The sequence below is a fragment of the Kitasatospora purpeofusca genome, from assembly GCF_042691725.1.
Classification (GTDB): Bacteria; Actinomycetota; Actinomycetes; order Streptomycetales; family Streptomycetaceae; genus Kitasatospora; species Kitasatospora purpeofusca_B.
In genome coordinates this window covers 2,451,629-2,474,173 of record NZ_CP170483.1, presented here as the reverse complement: position 1 = coordinate 2,474,173, position 22,545 = coordinate 2,451,629, and the positions used below count along the sequence as shown (strand labels likewise).

22 protein-coding genes and 1 pseudogene are annotated in these 22,545 nt (G+C 74.0%); 8 read left to right on the top strand and 15 right to left on the bottom strand.

Going from position 1 to position 22,545, the window contains the following annotated elements; all coding sequences use genetic code 11:
• Positions 1-14 precede the first annotated feature (14 nt).
• The 3 genes from ACFCLZ_RS10135 to ACFCLZ_RS10125 form a co-directional block, all read right to left on the bottom strand.
• Positions 15-434, bottom strand: a complete 420-nt coding sequence (locus tag ACFCLZ_RS10135) for a PIN domain-containing protein (RefSeq protein WP_380284491.1) — start codon at positions 432-434, stop codon at positions 15-17.
• A 3-nt stretch (positions 435-437) separates the two neighbouring features.
• Positions 438-662: a type II toxin-antitoxin system VapB family antitoxin gene (locus ACFCLZ_RS10130; protein WP_380284490.1), complete on the bottom strand. Its 225-nt coding sequence runs from the start codon at positions 660-662 to the stop codon at positions 438-440.
• A gap of 95 nt (positions 663-757) precedes the next feature.
• A complete protein-coding gene (locus ACFCLZ_RS10125; RefSeq protein WP_380284489.1) occupies positions 758-1,972 on the bottom strand; it encodes a pyridoxal phosphate-dependent aminotransferase in 1,215 nt (404 codons plus the stop codon).
• A gap of 97 nt (positions 1,973-2,069) precedes the next feature.
• Between ACFCLZ_RS10125 and ACFCLZ_RS10120 the strand changes: the two are divergent.
• Positions 2,070-2,420, top strand: a pseudogene (locus ACFCLZ_RS10120) (winged helix-turn-helix transcriptional regulator); the annotation flags it as partial.
• Positions 2,421-2,743: 323 nt separating this feature from the next.
• Entirely contained in the window at positions 2,744-3,550 is an 807-nt protein-coding gene (locus tag ACFCLZ_RS10115; RefSeq protein WP_380284488.1) for an SGNH/GDSL hydrolase family protein, read from the top strand.
• A 34-nt stretch (positions 3,551-3,584) separates the two neighbouring features.
• Here ACFCLZ_RS10115 and ACFCLZ_RS10110 read toward each other — a convergent pair whose 3' ends face one another.
• Positions 3,585-5,201, bottom strand: a complete 1,617-nt coding sequence (locus ACFCLZ_RS10110; protein ID WP_380284487.1) for a DUF2079 domain-containing protein — start codon at positions 5,199-5,201, stop codon at positions 3,585-3,587.
• Between the two features lie 192 nt (positions 5,202-5,393).
• On the opposite strand from ACFCLZ_RS10110, the gene ACFCLZ_RS10105 reads away from it, so the two are divergent.
• Positions 5,394-6,293, top strand: coding sequence for a pentapeptide repeat-containing protein (locus tag ACFCLZ_RS10105; protein ID WP_380284486.1), 900 nt, complete (start codon positions 5,394-5,396; stop codon positions 6,291-6,293).
• A gap of 42 nt (positions 6,294-6,335) precedes the next feature.
• Here ACFCLZ_RS10105 and ACFCLZ_RS10100 read toward each other — a convergent pair whose 3' ends face one another.
• The 5 genes from ACFCLZ_RS10100 to ACFCLZ_RS10080 form a co-directional block, all read right to left on the bottom strand.
• Positions 6,336-6,914, bottom strand: a complete 579-nt coding sequence (locus ACFCLZ_RS10100; protein ID WP_380284485.1) for a hypothetical protein — start codon at positions 6,912-6,914, stop codon at positions 6,336-6,338.
• A 23-nt stretch (positions 6,915-6,937) separates the two neighbouring features.
• Positions 6,938-8,242: a hypothetical protein gene (locus ACFCLZ_RS10095; protein WP_380284484.1), complete on the bottom strand. Its 1,305-nt coding sequence runs from the start codon at positions 8,240-8,242 to the stop codon at positions 6,938-6,940.
• A gap of 2 nt (positions 8,243-8,244) precedes the next feature.
• Positions 8,245-9,075 carry an ATP-binding cassette domain-containing protein gene (locus ACFCLZ_RS10090; RefSeq protein WP_380284483.1) on the bottom strand — a complete coding sequence of 277 codons (831 nt, stop codon included), beginning with the start codon at positions 9,073-9,075 and terminating at the stop codon, positions 8,245-8,247.
• Positions 9,076-9,184: 109 nt separating this feature from the next.
• Positions 9,185-9,613 (bottom strand): hypothetical protein, encoded by a 429-nt coding sequence (locus tag ACFCLZ_RS10085; RefSeq protein ID WP_380284482.1) that lies wholly within the window; start codon positions 9,611-9,613, stop codon positions 9,185-9,187.
• A 360-nt stretch (positions 9,614-9,973) separates the two neighbouring features.
• On the bottom strand, positions 9,974-10,705 hold the full coding sequence (locus tag ACFCLZ_RS10080) for a tyrosine-protein phosphatase (protein WP_380284481.1): 732 nt from the start codon (positions 10,703-10,705) through the stop codon (positions 9,974-9,976).
• Positions 10,706-10,841: 136 nt separating this feature from the next.
• Here ACFCLZ_RS10080 and ACFCLZ_RS10075 point away from each other — a divergent pair, with 136 nt between their 5' ends.
• Complete coding sequence (locus ACFCLZ_RS10075; RefSeq protein WP_380284480.1) at positions 10,842-12,038, top strand: FHA domain-containing protein; 1,197 nt, start codon at positions 10,842-10,844, stop codon at positions 12,036-12,038.
• 37 nt (positions 12,039-12,075) lie between these two features.
• Here the strand turns inward: ACFCLZ_RS10075 and ACFCLZ_RS10070 are convergent, their stop codons facing one another.
• Entirely contained in the window at positions 12,076-13,017 is a 942-nt protein-coding gene (locus ACFCLZ_RS10070; protein WP_380284479.1) for an aminoglycoside phosphotransferase family protein, read from the bottom strand.
• A 64-nt stretch (positions 13,018-13,081) separates the two neighbouring features.
• Here ACFCLZ_RS10070 and ACFCLZ_RS10065 point away from each other — a divergent pair, with 64 nt between their 5' ends.
• Both ACFCLZ_RS10065 and ACFCLZ_RS10060 read left to right on the top strand, forming a co-directional pair.
• Entirely contained in the window at positions 13,082-13,666 is a 585-nt protein-coding gene (locus ACFCLZ_RS10065) for a hypothetical protein (protein WP_380284478.1), read from the top strand.
• 117 nt (positions 13,667-13,783) lie between these two features.
• Positions 13,784-16,261: a Tex family protein gene (locus ACFCLZ_RS10060; protein ID WP_380284477.1), complete on the top strand. Its 2,478-nt coding sequence runs from the start codon at positions 13,784-13,786 to the stop codon at positions 16,259-16,261.
• A gap of 76 nt (positions 16,262-16,337) precedes the next feature.
• Here the strand turns inward: ACFCLZ_RS10060 and ACFCLZ_RS10055 are convergent, their stop codons facing one another.
• The 4 genes from ACFCLZ_RS10055 to ACFCLZ_RS10040 all read right to left on the bottom strand — a co-directional run bounded on the left by ACFCLZ_RS10055 (position 16,338) and on the right by ACFCLZ_RS10040 (position 19,999).
• Positions 16,338-16,760: an SHOCT domain-containing protein gene (locus tag ACFCLZ_RS10055; protein WP_380284476.1), complete on the bottom strand. Its 423-nt coding sequence runs from the start codon at positions 16,758-16,760 to the stop codon at positions 16,338-16,340.
• A gap of 128 nt (positions 16,761-16,888) precedes the next feature.
• Positions 16,889-17,569, bottom strand: coding sequence for an NUDIX domain-containing protein (locus tag ACFCLZ_RS10050; RefSeq protein WP_380284475.1), 681 nt, complete (start codon positions 17,567-17,569; stop codon positions 16,889-16,891).
• On the bottom strand, positions 17,566-18,726 hold the full coding sequence (locus tag ACFCLZ_RS10045; RefSeq protein ID WP_380284474.1) for a type III polyketide synthase: 1,161 nt from the start codon (positions 18,724-18,726) through the stop codon (positions 17,566-17,568). Before ACFCLZ_RS10045 ends, ACFCLZ_RS10050 begins: the two co-directional genes overlap by 4 nt.
• 67 nt (positions 18,727-18,793) lie before the next feature.
• On the bottom strand, positions 18,794-19,999 hold the full coding sequence (locus ACFCLZ_RS10040; protein WP_380284473.1) for a cytochrome P450: 1,206 nt from the start codon (positions 19,997-19,999) through the stop codon (positions 18,794-18,796).
• Between the two features lie 278 nt (positions 20,000-20,277).
• Here ACFCLZ_RS10040 and ACFCLZ_RS10035 point away from each other — a divergent pair, with 278 nt between their 5' ends.
• Positions 20,278-20,925, top strand: a complete 648-nt coding sequence (locus ACFCLZ_RS10035) for a hypothetical protein (protein WP_380284472.1) — start codon at positions 20,278-20,280, stop codon at positions 20,923-20,925.
• Between the two features lie 53 nt (positions 20,926-20,978).
• Here the strand turns inward: ACFCLZ_RS10035 and ACFCLZ_RS10030 are convergent, their stop codons facing one another.
• Complete coding sequence (locus ACFCLZ_RS10030) at positions 20,979-21,572, bottom strand: TetR/AcrR family transcriptional regulator (RefSeq protein ID WP_380284471.1); 594 nt, start codon at positions 21,570-21,572, stop codon at positions 20,979-20,981.
• A gap of 137 nt (positions 21,573-21,709) precedes the next feature.
• Here ACFCLZ_RS10030 and ACFCLZ_RS10025 point away from each other — a divergent pair, with 137 nt between their 5' ends.
• Positions 21,710-22,531: an SDR family NAD(P)-dependent oxidoreductase gene (locus ACFCLZ_RS10025; protein WP_380284470.1), complete on the top strand. Its 822-nt coding sequence runs from the start codon at positions 21,710-21,712 to the stop codon at positions 22,529-22,531.
• Positions 22,532-22,545 lie beyond the last annotated feature (14 nt).

Below are 22,545 nucleotides of genomic sequence, written 5' to 3'. Positions count from 1 at the left end.
TCGCCGAATCCGGATCACGGTTCGCGGACGTCTCGTTCCCTGAACTCGGTGATCACCCGGGCGACGGTGGCGAAGTCGCTGTCCACGTGCAGCACCGGGTAGTTGTGGTGCACCGCGACGGAGCAGAGCAGCAGGTCCACCGTACCGGCCGAACGGTGTTGCCCCTTCTGGGTCAGCTTGTACTGGGCGTTGAGCGCCCAGTCCTCGCCGCCCTTCGGGAGGCCGAGCGCCGGGCCGAAGAGGTCGTTGAGTTCCTCCTCCAGCTCATCGCGGTGAGCTGGGCCGGTGGCCGAGTAGAGGATCTCCGCCTTGGTCACCTTGGCGATTCTGATGAGTCCGGACTCCAGCGGGGCCCGCCACCGGTCGAGAGTCTTCGGGTCGCGCATCAGCTGGACGAACCCCGAGGTGTCGATCAGGTAGCCCATGTCGCTCATCCGCTATTCCTCCCCGCCGGCCTTTCGGGCCTGGTGGATCCGCTCGGTCGGGTCGAACTCGCCGCGGGCCGCGCGGGCGGACAGCTTCTCCAGGGCCTCCAGCCGCCTGAGTCGGTTGACGTAGTCGGCGAGGGCTCCGTTGATGGTCTCCTTCTTCGTGCTGGTCCCCATCAAGCGCATGGCCTCCGCGAGGATCGCATCGTCGACATCGACGTTGGTCATGCTCATCTTTGCCCCTTCGTTGGTGACGTGGCAAATCAATCCACATCACCCACATTACCCCCCGCAGGGTCCGATCTGCGGGGGCTCCTGCAGGGCGGGGCTCAGGTCTGGCGGTAGGTGGCGAGGAAGCGGCCGATGCGGTTGATGGCCGTCTCCAGGTCGTCGGCGCGGGGGAGGGTGACGAAGCGGAAGTGGTCGGGGCGGGGCCAGTTGAAGCCGGTGCCCTGGACGACGTGGATCTTCTCGCGGAGCAGGAGGTCCAGGACGAAGCGCTCGTCGTCGACGATGCGGTGGACGGCCGGGTCGAGTTTGGCGAAGGCGTAGAGCGCGCCGCGGGGCTTGACGCAGCTGACGCCGGGGATCTCGTTGAGGGCGCGGAAGGCGACGTCGCGCTGTTCGGTGAGGCGGCCGCCGGGCAGGACCAGGTCGTTGATGGACTGGTGGCCGCCGAGCGCGGCCTGGACGGCGTACTGGGAGGGCACGTTGGGGCACAGCCGCATGCCGGAGAGCATGGTGAGGCCCTCCAGGTAGTCGCTCGCGTGCTGCTTGGGGCCGGAGACGACCAGCCAGCCGCTGCGGAAGCCGGCCACCCGGTAGGACTTCGAGAGGCCGTTGAAGGTGAGGGTGAGCACGTCGTCGGCCAGGGCGGCCAGGCAGTGGTGCTCGACGCCGTCGTAGAGGATCTTGTCGTAGATCTCGTCGGCCAGCACCATCAGCTGGTGGCGGCGGGCGAGGTCGAGGATGCCCTCCAGCAGTTCCTTCGGGTAGACCGCGCCGGTGGGGTTGTTGGGATTGATGACCACGATCGCCTTGGTGCGGGCGGTGATCTTCGCGGCGATGTCGTCGAGGTCGGGGAACCAGTCCGCCTCCTCGTCGCAGGCGTAGTGCACCGCCTTGCCGCCGGCCAGCCGGACCACCGCCGTCCACAGCGGGTAGTCGGGCATCGGGACGAGCACCTCGTCGCCGTCGTCCACCAGGGCGGTGACGGCCATCTGGATCAGCTCGGAGACGCCGTTGCCGAGGTAGACGTCGTTGACGGTCACGCCGTCGACGCCGCGCTGCTGGTAGTACTGCACGACCGCGCGGCGGGCCGGCAGGATGCCCCGCGAGTCGCTGTAGCCGTGCGCCCGGGGGAGGTTGCGGATGATGTCCTGGAGGATCTCCTCCGGCGCCTCGAAGCCGAACGTGGCCGGGTTGCCGGTGTTCAGCCGGAGCACGCTGTGCCCGGCCTCCTCCAGCGCGTTGGCCTGGTCGACCACCGGGCCGCGGATCTCGTAACACACGCCATTCAGCTTGCTGGACTGCCGAAACTCCATCGGTGGCCTCCCGACCGTCACCCCGCGTCGATCCTGGTCGCTTTGTTCTACCAAGTAGGCACTTGGAAAGTCCAACCTTTTGGCTATGCTGATCCACATGTCACGCCGAAGCTACGACCAGTACTGCGCCGTCGCCCGCGCCCTGGACGCGGTGGGGGAGCGCTGGAGCCTCCTGATCGTCCGTGAACTCCTGGCCGGTCCGCGCCGCTACACCGACCTGCACGCCGACCTGCCCGGCGTCTCCACCGACATCCTCGCCGCGCGGCTCAAGCAGTTGGAGAGCGAGGGCGTGGTCGAGCGGCGCCGCCTCGAGCGGCCGGCCAACGCCACCGTCTACGAGCTGACCGGGCGCGGCGCCGCGCTGCGGCCGGTCGTGGCGGCGCTCGGCGTCTGGGGGCTCGACGCGCTGGGGGAGCAGCGGCCGACCGATGCCGTGCGAACGCACTGGGTCACCGGCGCGGTGGAGGAGACGGCGGGGGTCTGACCGGCCGGGGGGAGGCGGCTGGGAGGACGCGGTCGGGAGGACGCGGTCGGCGGCGCGCCCGGTACTCCGGGACCGGTTCCCCCGTGACCGGTCCTGGATCCGTCGGGCAGCGCCGCCGACGTGCACCACTCTGCCCGGCGCCGATGAACGGAGGATCGGCGCCCGATTGCCGTGGCCGTTGATCCGTGGCCGTTGATCCGGGGCCGGCGGGGTTCCGCGGGGTAGCGCGGCGTGCGCCCGAGGGTGCCGGATCCCGCCGCAGGCCGCGCGCGTACGATCGTCGGGCCATGGAGAACACGGAGAACACGGAGAACACGCTCGCCGCCTTCCGCAGTTACGTCGCCGTCGGGGACTCCTTCACCGAGGGCATGTGCGACGAGCTGCTGTCGGACGGCCACTTCCGGGGCTGGGCCGACCGCGTCGCCGCCCGGCTCGCCGCCGACCACCCGGCCGGCGCCTTCCGGTACGCCAACCTCGCCGTCCGCGGCAAGCTCATCGGCCAGATCCACGACGAGCAGGTGGAGACCGCCGCCGCCTTGGGCGCCGAGCTGGTCACCCTGGCCGGCGGGCTCAACGACGTGCTGCGACCGCGCTGCGAGGTCGCCCGGGTCGAGGAACTGCTCGGCGCCTCCGCCACCCGGCTGCGCGCCACCGGCGCCACCGTGGTCATGTTCACCAGCACCGACCCGACCCGCCGGATGGCCGGCTCGGCCCGGCTGCTCCCGGCGATCCTGCGGATGAAGGCCTTCGTGCACGAGCTCGCCCAGGATCCGGGCGTCGCCGTGGTCGACCTCTTCTCCGCGCCCTGCTTCGACGACCGCCGGCTCTGGGCGGAGGACCGGCTCCACCTCTCGCCCGAGGGGCACCGCCGGGTCGCCGAGGCCGTCCTGGAGGCGCTCGGCCGCCCCGCCGGCTTCGACTGGCGCGCCCCGCTGCCGGTCGCCGCGCCGCCGACCCGCGGCGAGCGGCTGGCCGCCGACGCCCGCTGGGCCCGCACCCACCTCGGCCCGTGGATCGGCCGCCGCCTCACCGGCCGCTCCTCCGGCGACGGCCGCCCGCCCAAGCGCGCGGAGCTGCTGCCGTACCAGGGCTGAGGGGCGGCCGCGGGGCGGCGGGCGTCAGCGGGCGTCAGCCGCGGAAGAGGTTGCGGCCCACGTCCGACGGCACCTCGTCCTGGTACGGGGTGGTGTCCGGGCCGGGCACGTGCTCGCCCGGGATCGGCTCGGTGCCCTCCCGGTGCAGCAGGTACACGCCGTCCTCCGACCAGACCGTCCGGTACCCGTGCGCCAGCAGCAGCTCGATCCGGGCCGCCTGCTCCCGGTCGGTCCGGAACGGGAAGGACCGCTTGTCGGCGCGGATCAGCACGTACGCGCGCCCGCGCGGCTTCTCGTCGACCAGCACCACGTCCGCGCGGGCGGTCAGCCGCGGCGCCGCCTGGTTGTCGGCCTCGACGGAGGCGCCGTCCGGGACCAGCGCCGCGCCGCGCAGCAGCGCCGCCTCGCTCGCCTTCGGCTGCCAGTAGGCCGGCACGAACAGGTTCGCCACCCCGAGCGGCAGCGCGGCCGCGACGGTCAGGGCGGCCGCCGCCACGCCGAGCCGCCGGGTCAGGGCGCGGTCGTGGCAGCGGCCCAGCACCTCCACCGCGGCGACCAGCAGGATCGGCCAGAGGAACGCGTCGTAGTGCCGGGCGATCGACCAGTGGTTGGGGTTGCTGGAGAGCACCCGCTCGGCGAGCAGCGGGACGGCCAGGAGCACGGTCGCGGAGCGCAGCGGCAGGAGGAACAGGGTGCCGAAGATCCAGAGCAGCAGCAGCGGCTTCAGCGGGGCGTCGAAGAACGCCGAGACCAGGAGGGTCGGGTCGGCCAGGACGTTGGCGACCGCCGAGCCGCCGTCCTCGCCGAGCGCCTGGTAGTTCCAGTAGTAGCCGGGTACCCCGCCCATCGCCGGGACCAGCTTCGCGATCGCCACCGCCGCCGCGAGCGGGCCGCCGAGCAGCAGGCCCAGCCCCCAGCGGACGGCGGGGCGGCGACGGTCGGCGTCCGGCTCCCGGCGCGCCCGCAGCAGCAGCACCAGGCCGTACGCGCCGACCACCAGGCCCATGTCCTCCTTGGTGCAGCACAGCAGCAGGCCGGCCAGCGCGGACGCCCAGTACTGCCGGGCCATCCCGCGCTCCAGCATCAGCAGCGTGAGCGGCACGGCGAACGCCACCTCGTGGAACCCGCCGCGGGAGGCCACCAGGAGCGGCCAGCCCAGCCCGTAGGCGAGCGCGGCCAGGTCGGCGGCGCGGCGGGCGGTGCGGGGGTCGGCGCCGGCGAAGCAGCGGTCGGTGATCCGGCGGATCAGCGGCACGCCGGCGGCGAAGCAGAGCGCCTGGCCGAGGAGCAGCGAGCGGGGGTCGTCCCAGAGCCAGTAGAGCGGTGCCATCAGCGCGATCACGGGGGAGAAGTGGTCGCCGAGGAGCGAGAAGCCGGGCGGGAACTCGTGGTGGAAGCTCTTCAGCGTCGACACCGGCAGGCCGAAGTGCGCGTAGCCGCGCACGCCCTGGTCGAAGATCCCGAGGTCGAAGCCGCCGAGCTGCAGGGTGGTCCACTGCTGGGCGCCGATCGCCAGGCAGACCGCGAAGCAGAGCAGGGTGAACGCGACGGTGCGGGCGCGGGGCGGGAGGCGGAGGGCGGGCGGCCGTCCGGTGGCGGGCGCCGCGGTGCCCTCGGTGTCCGGGTACGGCGCCACGTCGTGCCGGGACATGCGTTGGTTCCTCCGCTGGTGCTGTGCCGCACGTGCTTCGGTGCCGCTCGCGCTCGGCCGACCACACTAACCGACGTCCGCTCCGGGCTGTCGGTACGCTCTACAGCTGCACCGCCGTCGCACCGCACCACCGCGCCACCGCACGGCCGCAGCACCACACCGCATCGTCGTCCCCGGAGGAACAACAGCATCGTGAGCGTCCCGAGCCTCAACCTCGTCTCCGACTGCGGGAACTGCTTCGGGCTGTGCTGCGTCGCGCTGCCGTTCGCCGCCGGCAGCGACTTCGCGGTGAACAAGGCCGCCGGCACCGCCTGCCGCAATCTGCAGACGGACTTCACCTGCGGCATCCACGAGCGGCTGCGCGACAGCGGCTTCCCCGGCTGCACGGTGTACGACTGCTTCGGGGCCGGCCAGCACGTCTCCCAGGTCACCTTCGGCGGGCGCAGCTGGCGCGAGGCGCCGGAGAGCGCCGGGACGATGTTCGAGGTGTTCCCGGTGGTGCGGCAGCTGCACGAGCTGCTCCGGTACCTCGTCGAGGCGCTCACCTTCGCCCCGGCCCGCAGCGTGCACGACGAGCTGCGCCGGGTGCTGGAGGAGACCGAGCGGCTGGCCGCGGGCACGCCGGAGGAGATCCTGGCGGTCGACGTGCCCGCGCACCGGCAGGCGGTGGCCGAGCTGCTGCTCAGGGCGAGCGAGCTGGTCCGGGCGGCTGTCCCGCGCCGACGCGAGCACCGGGGTGCGGACCTGTTCGGGGCCCGGCTGCGCGGAGCGGACCTGCGCGGGGCCAATCTGCGGGGTGCGCTGCTGGTCGCGGCGGACCTGGCCGGGGCGGACCTGCGGCTCGCCGATCTGGTCGGCGCGGACCTGCGGGACGCCGACCTGGCCGGCGCCGACCTCACCGACGCGCTGTTCCTGACCCAGACGCAGCTCAACGCGGCCCGCGGCGACGCGGCCACCCGCCTCCCGGCGGCGCTGAAGCGCCCCGCCCACTGGCCCGACACGGCCGAGGCCGCGGCGGCCCCCGGCGGCGCCTCCCGCGCGCCCCGCAGGCCCCAGGGCGGCGCCCGCTCGGGCCGCCCCCGGCGCCGCTGAGCCGCTGAGCCGCAGCGACGCGGCGCCCGCCGAGGGCGGCGCTCAGCCGGCCAGGAGGCGTGACGCGGCGGGCGGGTGCCGGCCGCGCAGGGCGCAGGCCGTGCCGGTGAGCAGCAGCAGGCCGACGGCGGCCAGCGCGGCCGGGGAGCCGGCCGGGTGCAGCGGCCAGGCCCACGGTCGCGGATGGCCGTCCGGGTACCAGCCCGCCGCCGAGCAGAGCAGCGGGACGGCGGCGAGCGCGGCGGCCGCCGGGCGGTGGCCGACCAGCGGGTGGGCCAGCAGCGCCAGGCCGAGGTACCCGGCGATGTTGCGGGCCAGGACCAGGGCGAGCGCCCCTTGGCCGGCCGCGTAGGCGAGGCCGCCGCAGGTCGTCCCGGCGGCCGCGAGGGCGAGCGCGAGCCCGACGTCCAGGCCGCGCAGGTGCCGTCCGGCGACGGATTCGGTCCGCAGGTCGCCCCGGCCCAGCCCGTACAGCAGGAACACCGCCGGGAGCAGGGTGATCACGTGCGCGAGGAGGAAGTGCCCGGCCTGTCCGCGCAGGGCGGGCACCGGCAGCTCGCCGTCCCCGAGGAGCAGGCCGACGGCGAGGGTCGCGGCGAGGACGGCCACGAGCACCGGCACCGCGCGCGCCTTGCACCACCAGATCACCGCGTCCCCCCTCCGGCGGCCGCCCCGGCGTACGGGAGCGGCGGGGGCAGGGTGCCGCAGTCGGCCAGGGCCGTGGCGGTGGCGCGGTACCAGGCGAGCTGGGTCTCCTCGGGCAGCCGGACCAGCCGGGCGGCGCGGGCCGCGTCCTCCTCGGTGAAGCGGCCGCCGATCCCGGCCGGGGGCACGGTGGCGCCGTCCGGCCCGGCCCGGGCGGTGAGCCAGGCGGTGGCCGTGCCGACGGCGGCCGCGGCCGGGTAGGGGTCGCCGCGGCGGGCGCAGTCCGGGGCCCGCGGGAGCAGGCCGCCGACCACGGCGGGGGCGACGTCCCGCGCCAGGGCGTCGGTCGGGACACCGAGCTTGGCCTCGCCCGGTCCGGGCCGGGCGGCCATGGTGAACCCCTCCGGGACGGCGACGCCGCGCCCGGCCAGGGTCGCGGCGACCTGCCGGACCTCGGTGCGGACCATCGCCGAGCGGTCGCCGCCGAGCTCCGGCCAGAGGCAGACGCGCGGTCGTCCGTCGTCGCAGACCAGCGCGGCGGCGGAGCGGGCGCGCACCGGTTCGGGGCCGAGGTCGCGGGCGGTCCAGCCGCCCGCCGCGACACCGCCCGCCGTGACGGCCAGCGCGGCGGCGACGGCGAGCGGGGTGCCGCGCCGGCGGATCAGCAGGACGGCGGCCGCGCAGACCGCGCCGGAGAAGACCAGCGAGCCGGCCACTGCCCGCCCGTCCAGCACCTGGTCCACGGCGCAGCAGTCGGAGAGCCCGCCGCCGACCAGGTGCCGCGGCCAGTAGGTGTCGAAGGCGGCGGGGTAGGCGTTCAGCACGAAGCTGCTGACCAGCGCGAGCGGCACGGCGACCACCGGTGCCAGCACCCGCCCGACGACCGAGCCGACCAGGGTGTTGGCGAGCAGCAGTCCGGCCCAGACGGCGAACAGGCCGGGCTGCGGGACGCCGTCCACGGTGCCGCCGGCCAGCACCGCGGTGCCGAGCGCGGCGGCCATGCCCAGCCCGCCCATCGCGGCGACCGGCAGCAGCACTGGCGCGGTGATGGCCGGCGCGGAGCGGACCGGCGAGCGGCCGAACACGCCGCCGCGCTGCAGCCGCCCGCCCTCCCAGGCGCCGCAGGCCGCGCAGGCCGCGCAGGCGAACGGCAGCGCGAGGCTGGCGTGCCCGGCGGCGGCGAGCCCGTACGCCGGGGTGACCCAGGCGGTCAGCTCGTCGCCGAGCGCGACCAGGACGAAGCCGAGCAGGAACGGCAGCATCCGGGTGCCGGCCGAGACCCGCAGAACGGTGCGCAGCAGCATGGTCACGTCTCCCGTTCGATCAGGCGCGCGTACGCGGCCTCGGCGCTCGGCGTGCCGGACCCGCCGCCGGGCCCGCCGGCCCCGCCGGCCCCGTCACCGGCCCCGCCGGATCCGCCGCCGACCCCGCCGCCCGCCCCGGGGATCCGGCCGCCGGCCGCGAGGGCGTGGAACTCCTCGGTGGCGCCCTGGAACCGGACCCGGCCGCGGTCCAGCACCACCACGTGCCGGTAGGTCGCGGCGAGGTCCTCGGTCTGGTGGGTGGAGACGAGGACGTTCACCTCGCCCGTCAACTCCTCGACGAGGGACCGGAACACCGCCCGCTGGGCGGGGTCGAGCCCGGCCGTGGGCTCGTCCATCAGGATCAGCTCGCTGTGGTGGGCGAGGCAGCCGGCGATGCCCATCCGGCGCAGCTGGCCGCCGGAGAGCTGGTGGCCGGCCCGGTCGGCGAGCCCGGAGAGGCCGACCCGGGCGAGCGCGCCGGCCGAGGCCCGCCAGGCCGCGGTGCGCGACATGCCCTTCAACCAGCCGCAGTAGGCGACCTGTTCGCGCACGGTGAGCCCGGGGACGGTGGTGATCTGCTGGGGCAGCCAGGCCACCGCGCGCCGGTAGGCGGCCCGGTCGCCGCCGCCCGCCGCCGGGTTGACGCCGTGCCAGGTGACGAGCCCCCGGTGCGGGCTCAGCTGCGAGGCGGCGATCGCCATGAGGGTGGACTTCCCGGCGCCGTTGGGGCCGAGCAGGACGGTGGCCGGATGGTCGATCCGCAGATCGAGACCGGTGAACAGGAGCGCCTTCCGGCTGTACTGGAAGTCGATGCGGTGGAATTCAAGGGCCATGGCGGGGTCGACGCATTTCGCTCGGAACGGGTGCGGGGGTACCGGCGGACGGGGGGCGTCCGCCGGAACCACGGCCGGGGCGAGGGTCTGGGGGCGGGCGGGGGCGGGGTCAGTACCGGGTGGTGACGGTGTCCACCCAGAGCTTGGCGCCGCTGCGCACGCCCTCGAGCATGAAGTAGTAGGTGCCGGAGCTCTGGTCGCCCCAACTGGAGGTGTCGCAGTGGTTGGTGCGGTGGCCGTAGGCCTTGTCGGGGCCGAAGACGTCCTTGTAGATCTGGAGGTCGGCGTCCTTGAAGTCGTTGTTGCCGGTCACGCAGCCCTGGAAGGTGACGGAGGTGGCGACGTCGTCGCGGTCGCTGTCCTCCCAGCGGCGGGACTCCGAGCCGGGCCCCCAGTTGCTGATGTAGGACGTCCAGGAGCCTTCGGCGAGGGCGGGGCCGGCGCCGGCGAAGCCGAGCAGCGCGGCGGCGACCAGGACGCCTCGGACGAGCGTGCGGTCGATGCGGCGGGGGCGGTCGGCGGGGTTCTTTGCGTGCACAGTCCGTCCGATCGTTTCGGTGACACCGCCGTACGGGCGGGGTCATGCAGGCAAAAGGAAACGAGCGGAGGTTCGACCCGAACGGTCGCGTTCACCCGATCGGCCGAGCCGCCGCGGAAATGACCTTAGCGTGCACGAACAGGTGCCCAGCACTATTTTTTTCGGCCATTCGGCGTGGTGAGGCCGAGGCGCCGGGGTTTGGCAAGGGGCTGATCGACATTCTCCGGAATTTCCCGTGGCCGGGATTTCAAGGTCGAATATCGATCAGCCCTGCCCGATTCTGATTCACCGGTCGATCGATTTCTTTTTCATGCGATTGTCGTTCCGGTGAGGCGCTGGCCGGTTCTCGTCGCCGCCGGGCTACGCCGTGAGCAGCCGGGCCCGCAGCCGGCCGACCAGCGCCCCGTCGAGACCGATCTTGCCGGTGGCATAGGCGTGCACCGAGCCGTGGGCGGCGGCCAGGTCCGCGAGCGCGAGCCGGATCACCTCCTCCGGCGCGCGCCCGAAGGCGGGCCAGCGCAGGGTGCGCCCCGGGTTGGCGGCGCGCCAGTCGGCCACCAGCCGGTTGGTGACGAGTTCGGTGAGCGCGAAGTCGGCGGCCACGTCGTCCTCGCCGACGCCGAGCAGGGTGAGCACCAGGGCGGCGATCAGCCCGGTGCGGTCCTTGCCGGCGGCGCAGTGGAACACCACCGGCCGCTCGGCCCCGGCGATCAGCTCCAGGACGGTGCGGATCTCCGCCGCCCCGTCCTCGGCCACCTCGGCGAACCGGTCCGCCAGGTACCGCCAGGGGTCGAGCCCCGGATCGATCTCGGCCTGGTCGTACGGCCGGTGCTCGATCGAGAGGTTGTGGTACGCGACGCCGTCCAGCTCCGGTATCCGCCCCCTGCGCTCGATCTCCCACGGGTAGCGCAGGTCGATCACGGTGCCGATGTCCAGCGCCCGGAACCGTTCGAGGTCGGTGGCCGAGGTGAGCCTGCCGAGCGAGGACGAGCGGTACAGCAGGCCCCAGCGGACCGCTTGCCCGTCGGAGGCCGGATAGCCGCCCAGGTCGCGGAAGTTGTACGGACCCTCGAATTCGAGATGACGTGTCATGTTCGCACCCTACTGGGGCCGGTGCCGGGGACCGGCCTCCTGCCGTTCGGTCGATGGGTGATGATGGAACGGATGTGACGCGACGTCGGGAGGGCCGTCCGGCTCGTCCCGTGCGCGCAGACCGTGCGGAGGCCCCGTGGAGCAGCACCGCCCCGACCGCGCGCTCGACCGCGCCCTCGACCGCAACCTCGCCACGTCCGCGGACCGGGCCGACTACCTGGTCGAGCTCTCCAACGTCGTCCGGCGGACCGACCTCGGCGGGTCGGCGCCGCGTTCGCTGCACCGGCTGGGGCTGGTGGTGGAGGCGCTGGTGCGGCTGACCGGGGACCGGCACGTGGCGGTGTACTGCGTGGCCGACCGCAGCCTGCTGGGCGGGCGGCGGGAGTTCGCCGAGGAGGCGGACGCCCGGACGCTGGCGCGGTGGGTGGCCGAGGGGCTGGTGGAGGAGGTGCCGGACGCCGACGAGCGGGTGCTGGAGATCGCCGGCATGACCGGGATCCAGGTGGTCACCGCCGACTACTACGACGACCACCGGATCGAGCACCCGTGGATCCAGGGCAACACCTGGCAGTTCCTGCGGCCCGAGGCGGCCGGGCGCGGGGTGGTGCGGCTGGTGCCGCTCGACATGGGGTACCGGACGGGTGCGGAGATCTCCAAGAAGATGGAGCTGTCGGCGCTCAAGAAGCAGGGCCTGCTGACGGCCGCCCGCAAACCGCTGGTCGAGGTGGTCGGACGGGCGTGGCGCTGCCCGGAGGCGCGGTGCGCCCTGTACAGCGTGCACCGCGGCGGGCGGGTGATGCTGCCGCGGATGCGCCGGGGCGTGCCGACCTGCGAACTGCACGGGACGCCGCTGCTCGACGACGGGGCCCGGCCCGGCGCCGCGCAGGTCAAGGTGGTGCTGGACGGGGAGTGCGTGGCCCGGTACACGCTGGACGAGGGCTCGCGGACGGCGGTCGGCCGGGCACCCGGGCCGGACGGGCCCGGCATCGCGCTGCTCGGCCTGCTGCCGGTCGAGCGGGCGGCCCTGGTCAGCCGCCGGCACCTGACGGTCTCGGTGCGCGGCGGCGCGGTGACGGTGCGGGACACCAGCACGTACGGCAGCCGGATGCGCGAGGCCGGGCGGCGCGGCCACCTGGGCCCGTGGGAGCGGCTCCCGCCGGGCGGCGACCGGCCGTTCCGCCCGGGTGACGAGGTCGAGCTGACGCCCGGGCTGGTGCTGACCCGCAGCGGCCGCCGCTTCCCGGCCGAACTGGCCGGCGCCTGGCAGTCCGAGGCGGCCCGCACCCCGCTGCCGCCGGGGGCCGCCGAGGCGACCCGCTACGTCCAGTCCTGACGCCGCCGCGCGCTCGTACGACCGCCCGTACGCGCGCTCACACGCTGCGGTCCGACAGGATCTCCTTGACGACATACCGGGCGTTGGCGGCCAGCGGCGGGTTGGTGGTGCGGTAGTACGGCAGTTGGACGAGCGCGAGGGACAGCGCCCAGGCGCGGCCGCGTTCCCAGGTGGCGTCGTCGACGGCCAGGGCGGTGCGGAAGGCCGGGCGGGCGGTGGCCGGCAGCAGGCTCCAGGCCGGGAGCAGGTCGACGGTCGGGTCGCCGACGCCCAGCAGGCCGAAGTCCAGGACGGCGCTCAGGCGTTGGCCGGTGACCAGCAGGTTGCCCGGGGTGAGGTCGCCGTGCACCCAGCGGGCCGGCCCGGCGGGCTCGGGCAGCCGCAGGGCCTTGTCCCACAGGGCGGTCGCCGTCTCGGTGTCGATCACCCCGCGCAGCCGTCCGATGGCGGCCCGGGTGGCGGCGTCGCGGCCGGCCAGCGGCCCGGCGCGCAGTGCGGCGGGGGCGTCCGGGCCCGGCTCGACGGAACGCAGCCTGGTGACGAACTCGGCGAGGTCGTGGGCGAGTTGGACGGGGTTCGGGAGCGATCCGGCGGCCGGGGTCGCGCCGTCCAGCCAGCGCAGCACCGACCAGTCCCACGGGTAGCCGACGGTCGGCCGGCCGTGACCGACCGGCGCGGGGACGGGCACCGGCAGGTGCCGGGCGAGGCGGGGGAGCCAGTACTGCTCGCGCCCCAGGTTCCCGGCCGCCCAGGCGGCCCGGGGGAGGCGGACGGCGAGTTCGGGGCCGAGCCGGAACATCGCGTTGTCCGTGGCCGTGAGCCCGACCGACGAGAGCGGCAGGCCCTTCCACTGCGGGAACTGGGCGGCGATCAGCCGCCGCACCAGGCTGGTGTCGATGGTGGGTTCTTCGTCGTGCAGACGGTCGTGCAGGTGGTCGTCGTCGTGCAGGTGGTCGGGCGTCCGAGCGGCTGCGCACATGCCCGGCACTGTACGCCGCGACGGGCCCTGCGCTCAGGCGGATTTCGAACACCAGGGTGAGAATATGAGTACTTCGCGGAGGCGTTGGGTTTCACGGGGGGCGCTCGGGCTCGCGGCGGCGCTGGCGGGAGCCGCCGTCCTCGGCCGGGCGAACAGCGGCTCCGGTGGGTTCCTGGTGCTGCGCCGATGGCTGGACCACCCGGCGCTGTTCGGCACGTTGGTGCTCGCGCTGCTCTTCGTCGGCGTCCTGACCGCGCGGTGGAACCTGTGGGCCAGGATCGTGCTGGGTGGTGTCACGGGCACGTTCCTGCTGGGCGCCGCGCTCGTCTGGGTGTTCTTCGGATCGCTGCTGACCGACAGTGAGCGGACGATCCGCTCCGAGGCGGCGCCGGAGCGGACGGACCGTCGCCTGGTGGTCGAGGAGGGGTACGCGATGATCGATCCGTACTGGATCGTCTCGGTGGACGAGGGCTCCGGTCTGGGAAAGCGCCGTTGGCACCTCGCGTACGTCAACGGCGACTGGCACGACAGGCCCGAGGTCACCTGGGACGCTCCGGACCGGATCAGGCTGGTGAAGGAGAAGGAGACCGTGCTGATCGGGCTCGCTCCCAACGGCGCTCCGGACCGCACCGTCGACGACGGCTACTGAGCGCGCCCGCGGGAGGCCGCGCGCCACGCCCGGGGTGGCGCGGCGGGGCGGGCTGTCGGGGGTTGCTGCGAGAATGCCGGGGTACGGACAGCAACTCTGAAGAAGGTGACCGGCTTCGTGACCACGCCAGTCGAACAGGCGGCCCAGCAGGCCCAGAAGGCGATCGAGCGGAAGATCGCCGAGGAACTGGGCGTCCGCGAGGGGCAGGTGAAGTCGGCGGTCGAGCTGCTGGACGGCGGCGCGACGGTGCCGTTCGTGGCCCGCTACCGCAAGGAGGCGACCGGCTCGCTGGACGACGCGCAACTGCGCACCCTGGAGGAGCGGCTGCGCTACCTGCGGGAGCTGGAGGAGCGGCGCGGCGCCGTCCTGGAGTCGATCGGGTCGCAGGGCAAACTGGACGACGCGCTGCGTGCGCAGATCCTGGCCGCCGACTCCAAGGCGCGGCTGGAGGACATCTACCTGCCGTTCAAGCCGAAGCGGCGCACCAAGGCGCAGATCGCCCGCGAGGCCGGGCTGGAGCCGCTGGCCGAGACCCTGCTCGCCGACCCGACCCAGGACCCGGCGGCGCTGGCGGCCGGCTACCTGAACGCGTCGGTGGCCGACGCCCCGGCCGCGCTGGAGGGCGCGCGGGCGATCCTGGTCGAGCGGTTCGGCGAGGACGCCGACCTGGTCGGCTCGCTGCGCGAGCGGATGTGGACGCGCGGCCGGATGGTCGCCACCGTCCGCGCGGGCAAGGAGCAGGAGGGCGCGAAGTTCGCCGACTACTTCGACTTCGCCGAGCCGTACACCAAGCTCCCCTCGCACCGCATCCTGGCGATGCTGCGCGGTGAGAAGGAGGAGGTGCTGGACCTCGACCTGTCGCCGTACGACGGCGCGGAGGACGGCGACCTGCCCGGCGCGAGCGACTACGAGCAGCGGATCGCCGCCCGCTTCGGCATCGCCGACCACGGCCGCCCGGCCGACAAGTGGCTCGGCGACACCGTCCGCTGGGCCTGGCGCACCCGGATCCTGGTCCGGCTCGGCATCGACCTGCGCGGCCGGCTGCGCGCGGAGGCCGAGGACGAGGCGGTCCGGGTCTTCGCCGCCAACCTGCGCGACCTGCTGCTCGCCGCCCCGGCCGGCACCCGCGCCACCATGGGCCTGGACCCGGGCTTCCGCACCGGCGTGAAGGTCGCCGTGGTGGACGCCACCGGCAAGGTGGTCGCGTACGACACGATCTACCCGCACCAGCCCGCCAACAAGTGGGACGCGGCGCTGGCGAGCCTGGCCGCGCTGGCGAAGAAGCACGACGTCGACCTGGTGGCGATCGGCAACGGCACCGCCTCCCGGGAGACCGACAAGCTCGGCGAGGACCTCATCAAGCGCCACCCGGAGCTGAAGCTCACCAAGGCGATGGTCAGCGAGGCCGGCGCCTCGGTCTACTCGGCGTCCGCCTTCGCCTCGCAGGAGCTGCCGGAGCTGGACGTGTCGATCCGCGGCGCGGTCTCGATCGCCCGCCGGCTCCAGGACCCGCTGGCCGAACTGGTCAAGATCGACCCGAAGTCGATCGGCGTCGGCCAGTACCAGCACGACCTGAGCGAGGTGAAGCTCTCCCGCTCGCTGGACGCCGTCGTCGAGGACTGCGTCAACGCGGTCGGCGTGGACGTCAACACCGCCTCCGCCCCGCTGCTCACCCGGGTCTCCGGCATCACCGGCACGCTCGCGGACAACATCGTCGCCCACCGTGACGCCAACGGCCCGTTCCGCACCCGCAAGGCGCTGAAGGACGTGGCCCGGCTGGGCCCCAAGGCCTTCGAGCAGTGCGCGGGCTTCCTGCGGATCCCGGGCGGCGACGACCCGCTGGACGGCTCCAGCGTGCACCCGGAGGCGTACCCGGTGGTGCGCCGGATCCTCGCCTCGACCGGCGGGGAGCTGCGCGAGCTGATCGGCAACAGCGGGAAGCTGCGCGCCCTGCGGCCGGGCGACTTCGCCGACGACACCTTCGGCGTCCCGACCGTCACCGACATCCTCGGCGAGCTGGACAAGCCGGGCCGCGACCCGCGCCCGGCGTTCCGCACCGCGACCTTCAAGGAGGGCGTCGACAAGCTCGGCGACCTGGAGGTCGGCATGGTGCTGGAGGGCGTGGTGACGAACGTGGCCGCGTTCGGCGCCTTCGTCGACGTGGGCGTCCACCAGGACGGCCTGGTGCACGTGTCGGCGCTGTCGAAGAACTTCGTCAAGGACCCGCGCGAGGTGGTCAAGCCCGGCGACATCGTGACCGTCCGGGTGACCTCGGTGGACGTGCCGCGCAAGCGGATCGGGCTCACCCTGCGGCTGGACGACGAGGTGGGGCGCGGCGACGAGGGCGGCGGGCGCGGCGGCGACCGCCAGGCCCGCCCGCCGCGCCAGGAACGGCGCGGCGGCCAGGGCGGGCAGGGCGGCCAGGGCGGCGGGCGCGGGCAGGACCGCCGCGACCGGGGCGGCTCCGGCGGCTCCGGCGGTTCGGCGCCGCTGGGCAACAGCGCCATGGCGGACGCGCTGCGCCGGGCCGGGCTGGCCGGCGGCGGCTCGGCGGACGACCGCCGCTCCGGCGACCGCCGTACCGGGCGGCGCTGAGCGGATGGCGCTGAGCGGATCACGCTGAGCGGACGGCGGCGGCCGGTGGACACCCGTCCACCGGCCGCCGCCGGCCTCACACCAGCAGCTTGTCCTTCGCCTTCTGGTACTCCTCCTCGGAGATGGCCCCGCTGGCCTTGAGGTCGGCCAGCTTGGCCAGGTCCTCGACGTGGCTGCGGCCGGGGGGCGCCGCCCCGGCCCCCTCCCCGGGTTCGGTGCCCGCCGCGTCGCGGATGTACGCCTTGAACGCGGCGTCGGCCTTCTGGGCCTGCGCGATGTCGCGTTCCCCCATGCCCCTGCCGCGCGCGATCACATACACGAGCACACCGATCAGCGGCAGCAGGATCACCAGGATCATCCAGCCGGCCTTGGCCCAGCCGCCCATGTCATGGCTGCGGAAGATGTCCGTGATGATCTTGAAGAGCAGGAAGAACCAGAGGATCCAGAGGAACAGCTCCAGCATCGTCCAGAAGATGTTGAGCAGCGGGTAGTTGTCCATGACGGCTCCCGTCGGTGCGGGCCCGAGAAGGACCCGAGTCCCTTCGAGTCATACCACCGGATACCGGACACCGGGGCCCGCTGCTGCGCCATTCCGGTGCTTTTCCTGGAGCGGGGGAATATCGCGGCTCAGCGCGGACGCGACCGCAGCTCCACCGCCAGCGCGATCAGCTCGCCCCACCACGTGTCGTGGCCGCGCAGCAGCAGCCGCTGCGCCTCGGCCGGGTCCGCCTCACGGACCTCGACCACCTGCTCGCCGTCGTCCGGGTTGGTCGGGACGGAGTCCACCGTGATCTCGGCCCAGCCCCAGAGCCAGGCCTTCTCGGGGTGCGGCTGCCAGGGCCGGTAGGGCACCGGCTCGTCGGTCACACAGCGGTGCGCGCCCAGCCAGACCGGCTCGCCGAGCAGCCGGGCGCCGGCCTCCTCGCGCAGCTCGCGGACCAGGCAGGAGGCCACCGACTCACCGTGCTCGCGGGTGCCGCCGGGCAGGAACCAGTGGTCGCGCTCGTCGCGGCAGAGCACCACCCGGCCGCTGTCGGTGAACCCCACCAGGTGGATGTTGGTGATCAGCTCGTCCGGTGGCAGGACGGTGGAGAACTGCGCGTCGTAGCGGCCCCAGGCCCAGTACTGCGGGGCGTGCAGGGCGGGGAAGCGCGCGGCCAGCTCGTCGGCGCGGTCGGTTTCGGAGGGGGTCCGGTCGGCCTCGGCGGGGCGGGGTGGTCTGGGGATCAGCGGGGCTCCGGCGTCGTCCGGTGCCTCGACGGTGCCTGCGGTGCCTTCGGTGTCGGTGGCATCCGTGGTATCGGTCATTCGGTGATCGTAGACCCGGCCGGACGCGGCAGGGGGGCCGTCCGGTGAGCGATCGTCAACTCCGCGGTGTCGATGGCGCGCGACCGGCGCGGGACCATCGCCTCCAGCGGCGCGCCGACCCAACTGCCCAGCGAGATCTCGGCGGTGATGCCCGGTCCGAAGCCCGCGATCAGCCCCTGGGTGCCGTCCTCGACCCCGCCCTCCTCGAACATCCGGGCCAGTGCGTCGAAGACCACGGCGCTGGCGATGTTGCCGCGCTCGGTGAGCGTGGCCCGGGAGAAGCGGAACGCGGCCGGCTCCAGGTTGAGGAAGTGGCAGAGGTCGTCGAGGATCCGCGGGCCGCCCGCGTGCACGATGTAGAAGCCGAGGCCGGAGACGTCCCAGGCGTGCTCGACGGCCAGCGCGCGCAGGGCCGGGGCGAGCATCTCCATCGTGCCCGGGACGCGCTTGTCGAGCTGGAAGTGGAAGCCGGTGTCCTTGACCCCGTACGAGATCCAGTTCTCGGTGTCCGGCACCAGGTGCGAGCCGTTGCGCTCCAGGTGGACGCCGGTGCCGCCGCGGCCGCGCAGCACCACGGCGGCGATCGCGTCGCCGAACAGGCCGTTGGAGAGCAGCGAGCCGACGCCGATGTCGGTGGGCTGGTAGCAGAGCGAGCAGAACTCGCAGGCGACGATCAGCACGTTGGCGCCGGGGTAGGCGCGGCAGAAGTCGTGCGCCCGGTTGACGGCGGCGCCGCCGGCCGCGCAGCCGAGCTGGGCGATCGGCAGCTGCCGGGTGTCGGAGCGGAACCCCATCGCGTTGATCAGCCACGCGGTCAGCGAGGGCATCATGAAGCCGGTGCAGGACACGTAGAGGATGAGGTCGACGTCCCGGGCGGCGAGTTCCGCGTGGCCGAGGGCGCGCTCGACCACCTCGGGGACGCGGCGCTTGGCCTCCCGCTCGTAGACGGCGTTGCGGACGGTGAAGCCCGGGTGCCGCAGGGTCTCCTCGATGGGCTGGACCAGGTGCCTGGTCCGCACCCCGGTGTTCTCGATCAGCCGCAGCGCGAGGCCGAGTTGGGGGTGGTCGGCGTGCAGGGCGCGGGCCAGGTCGAGGGTCTCGTCGAGGGTGATGACGTGCTCGGGAACGGCGATGGCGGGTCTGCAGAGTGTTGCCATGGGTGGATCTCCCGTCGGGCGGGCCCGGGTCTACGGATGCGGCTGGGTGAGGAGGGGGGTCGCCAGGTCACCAGGCGACCGGCAGGGTCTGCGGGTAGCGCCAGATCGAGCCGGTCTGCCAGTCCAGCTCGGCGGGCGGCACGGCGAGCCGCAGCCCGGGGAACCGGTTCAGCAGGGTGCCGATGGCCACCTGGAGCTCCATCCGGGCCAGGTGGGAGCCGAGGCAGTGGTGGGTGCCGTAGCCGAAGGTCATGTGGGTGGGCGCGCCGCGGTCGAGGTCGAGCTCGTCGGGCCGCTCGTACATCGCCGGGTCCCGGTTGGCGGCCAGGTAGGAGACGTGCACCGGCTCGCCGGCCTTGATCAGCACCCCGCCGAGCTCGACGTCCTCGGTGGCGACCCGGGCGATGCCCACCCCCTGGCGGAACGGGATGAAGCGCAGCAGCTCCTCCAGGGCGCGCGGCAGCAGGTCGGGCTGGGCGCGCAGTTTGGCGAGCTGCTCGGGGTGGGTGAGCAGGGTGTAGGTGATGTTGGAGAGCTGGTAGGTGCTGGTGTCGTGGCCGGTGACCAGCAGGACCATGGCCATGACGGCGAGTTCGTCGTCGTCCAGCAGCTCGGCGCCGTCCCGGGCGGTGGCGAGCGCGCTGACGAGGTCCTCGCCGGGCGAGCGGCGGCGGGCGGCCGTCAGCTCGGCGAAGTAGGCGCGCAGGGCGGCCTTGGCGTTGACCTGGCCCGCGCCGCTGCCCGGCCCCATCGACATCATCGCGACGGCGTGGCCGCGGAGTTCGGTGCGGTCCTCGGCGGGGATGTCGAGCAGCTCGCAGATGGTGGTGAGCGGCAGCCGGGCGGACAGGAAGCGGACGAGGTCGGCGGGTGCGCCGTGCTCCTCCATCTCGTCGAAGTAGCCGTCGACGACGCGCTGGGTGTGCGGGCGCATCCGCTCCACCTGGCGGTTGGTGAAGCCCTGGGCGACCAGCCGGCGGAGGCGGTTGTGGGCCGGGGGGTCCATCAGGTTGATCGACTCGACCTGCGCGATCGGGGCGGGCGTCATCCGGGGCAGGTCACGGCCGATGCCGGCGGCGCGGCTGAACCGGCGGTCGGTGGTGACCACCCGGACGTCCTCGTAGCGGGTGGCGAGCCAGGCCTCGCCCTCGCCGTGCGGAAGACGGATCCTGGCGATCGGCTCCTCGGTCAGCAGGCGCTTGAGCAGGGGGTCGAACTCCAGGCCGTCGGTGTGGTTGAAGGGGCAGTCCCACACGGGGGCGGAGGTGGTCACGGGCTGGTCCCAGGGGCCGGTTTCTACCGCCCGGACGGAGGTCGTTCGGGCGCGGACGTGCTGATGTTCCCTCATCGCGCCGCAAAAGTGGGGACACGGGCGATAGTTCCCTCGAACGAGGGAGATAGAGGATTTTCATGCCATATGGGGGAGTTGGGCGCCGGGACCGGGCGCGGGAGGGGCGTGTGCGATCGACGGGGGGCGTGGCGCGGTAGGCTGCGCGCCGCGCAGATGATCAAGTGGCGGTCGGTGGGCCCGGGCGCCGAGGGGAGTGCTACGTGGACGCGACGACGCGGACGGAACCGGGCGATTCGGCGGCCGGGCCGGTGGGCGAGCCGGTGGCGGAAGAGGTGACCGGGGGCGGTCGGCGGGCCTCCGGGCGCACCTGGGCCCTGGCCGCCGGCGCGCTCGTCGTGCTGGCGGCGGCCGTCACCGGTGGCGTGGTGCTGCTGGGCGACGACGAGCCGGCGGTGGTGCGGCAGACCCTGTGCGGCTTCCGGCGGGATGCCGGAACGCCGCTGAACTCCCTGATGCCCAAGGGGAAGCCGGGGGTGGAGGACTGGCGGACGAAGGTCCACGACGACGGCTCGCCGGACATGCGGAGCTGCTGGATCACCGTGGACGGGGAGGAGGGCCTGGCGGTTCAGTTGGCGGCGCTGGGGGCGGACGACAAGATCGACGCGCCGGCTGGGGCGCGGAGCCCTCGCGAGCTGGCCGGGCGCGGAATCATGCGCACCGAGGGCGTCGCGGCGGGGATGGTGCCCTGCCCGGGCAACCCGGACCGGGTGGCGGTGGTCTCCGTGATGCTGCACCCGGCGCTGTACCTGGAGAAGCCCGACGAGGCGGCCGTCGCCGAGCAGACGCGGCTGCTGGGCGTCCTGGCGGACCAGGTCGGGGCCGAGCGGCTGGCGGAGGTCTGCGGCTGATCCCCCGCCGGTGGCCGGCCACCGGCGTGCCGGGCCGCGTCCGGCTCCGGTGGTCAGTCCGTCCCGCGCGGGCCCACGCCGTACAGCAGGGTGTCGACGATCCGGGCCGCCAGGGCGTCCGGATCGGCTTCGGCGGGCGCCGTGCCGGTGTCGCCGTGCAGGGCCTCGCCGATGAGCGCGTAGAAGACCCGGCGCACCCACTCCAGGTCCGCGTCCGCGGCGATGACCCCCTCCTCCCGGATCCGGCCGAGCAGTTCCAGACAGCGGCGGTTGATCTCCTCGTGCGTCCGCGCGGCCTGCTCGCTCTGCGCGGCGGCCGGTCCGAGCGCGAAGCCCCAGGCGGCCTTCACCCGCAGTACGTTGGCCGTCGCCCGGTGCAGCGCGACCAGCGGCGGGGCGGTCTCCGGGCGGCCGTCCTCGATGGCCTCCGCGAGCTTGGCGGCGGCCTCGGCGGCGAGCGCGTCGACCAGCGCCTGCCGGTTGGCGAACCGGCGGTGGACGGTGGTCCGGGTGACGCCGGCCGCCTCCGCGATCTGCTCCATGGACGCGCCGGGGGTCTCGGCCAGGACGCGTTCCGCCGCCGCGAGGATCGCGCGGATGCTGCGTTCGGCGTCGGCGCGCAGCGGGCGCCCGGGCGTGTTGCTCATGGTGTGCCTCCAGCTCTGACGTACCGGGGAACGGTACAGCGGGGGAACGGGTCGCTCATTAAATGAAACAGTGGTGTCGCATCTCTGCTGTTATCCGATACTCTCGTGTCACACATTGCGAGACAAGGAGCACCATCGTGCGCACGGCCACCACCGCTCTGATCACCGGCGCCTCCTCCGGCCTCGGCGCCGAGTTCGCCGCCCAGTTCGCCGCGCGCGGCCACGACCTCGTCCTGGTCGCCCGCTCCGCCGACCGCCTGCACGACCTCGCCAAGCGGCTCGGCGAGGCCCACGGCATCACCGCCCACGTCCTCGTCCAGGACCTCTCCGCCCCCGACGCCGCCCGCCGGACAGCCGCCGAACTCGCCGACCGCGGCCTGACGGTGGACCTGCTGGTCAACAACGCCGGCTTCGGCACCTGCGGCCCGTTCGAGACGATCGACCCGCAGCGCGACCACGACCAGCTGATGGTCAACGTCGTCGCGCTCGTCGACCTCACCCACGAACTGCTGCCCGGCATGCTCGCGCGCGGCCGGGGCGCGGTGGTCAACGTGGCGTCCACGGCGGGCTTCCAGCCGACCCCGTACTTCGCCGTCTACGGCTCGTCGAAGACCTTCGTGCTCAACTTCAGCCTCGCGCTGCGCCAGGAGTACCGGCGGCGCGGCATCCGCGTCCTCGCCCTCTGCCCGGGCCCGGTGGAGACCGAGTTCTTCAACGTCATCGGCACCCGGAAGGCCGCCGTCACGGGTGGCTTCAGCACCCCGGAGCCGGTCGTCCGGGCGGCGCTGCGGGCCCTGGACGCCGACCGTTCCTACGTCGTCCCCGGCCTCGCCAACCGGATCGGCGCCCACCTCGCCCCGCGCCGCCCGCGCGCCTTGGTCGCGGCCGTCGCCGAGCGCCTCTCGCGCGGGGTGCGGGACGCGATGGCGGGCGGCCGGACCGGCGAGCGGGTCGCCTGAGCGGCCCGGGCGCG

Coding starts and splice junctions, on each gene's coding strand:
- ACFCLZ_RS10135 (WP_380284491.1), bottom strand. CDS start 434: ATGAGCGACATGGGCTACCTGATCGACACCTCGGGGTTCGTCCAGCTG.
- ACFCLZ_RS10130 (WP_380284490.1), bottom strand. CDS start 662: ATGAGCATGACCAACGTCGATGTCGACGATGCGATCCTCGCGGAGGCC.
- ACFCLZ_RS10125 (WP_380284489.1), bottom strand. CDS start 1,972: ATGGAGTTTCGGCAGTCCAGCAAGCTGAATGGCGTGTGTTACGAGATC.
- ACFCLZ_RS10115 (WP_380284488.1), top strand. CDS start 2,744: ATGGAGAACACGGAGAACACGGAGAACACGCTCGCCGCCTTCCGCAGT.
- ACFCLZ_RS10110 (WP_380284487.1), bottom strand. CDS start 5,201: ATGTCCCGGCACGACGTGGCGCCGTACCCGGACACCGAGGGCACCGCG.
- ACFCLZ_RS10095 (WP_380284484.1), bottom strand. CDS start 8,242: ATGCTGCTGCGCACCGTTCTGCGGGTCTCGGCCGGCACCCGGATGCTG.
- ACFCLZ_RS10090 (WP_380284483.1), bottom strand. CDS start 9,075: ATGGCCCTTGAATTCCACCGCATCGACTTCCAGTACAGCCGGAAGGCG.
- ACFCLZ_RS10080 (WP_380284481.1), bottom strand. CDS start 10,705: ATGACACGTCATCTCGAATTCGAGGGTCCGTACAACTTCCGCGACCTG.
- ACFCLZ_RS10070 (WP_380284479.1), bottom strand. CDS start 13,017: ATGTGCGCAGCCGCTCGGACGCCCGACCACCTGCACGACGACGACCAC.
- ACFCLZ_RS10065 (WP_380284478.1), top strand. CDS start 13,082: ATGAGTACTTCGCGGAGGCGTTGGGTTTCACGGGGGGCGCTCGGGCTC.
- ACFCLZ_RS10055 (WP_380284476.1), bottom strand. CDS start 16,760: ATGGACAACTACCCGCTGCTCAACATCTTCTGGACGATGCTGGAGCTG.
- ACFCLZ_RS10050 (WP_380284475.1), bottom strand. CDS start 17,569: ATGACCGATACCACGGATGCCACCGACACCGAAGGCACCGCAGGCACC.
- ACFCLZ_RS10045 (WP_380284474.1), bottom strand. CDS start 18,726: ATGGCAACACTCTGCAGACCCGCCATCGCCGTTCCCGAGCACGTCATC.
- ACFCLZ_RS10030 (WP_380284471.1), bottom strand. CDS start 21,572: ATGAGCAACACGCCCGGGCGCCCGCTGCGCGCCGACGCCGAACGCAGC.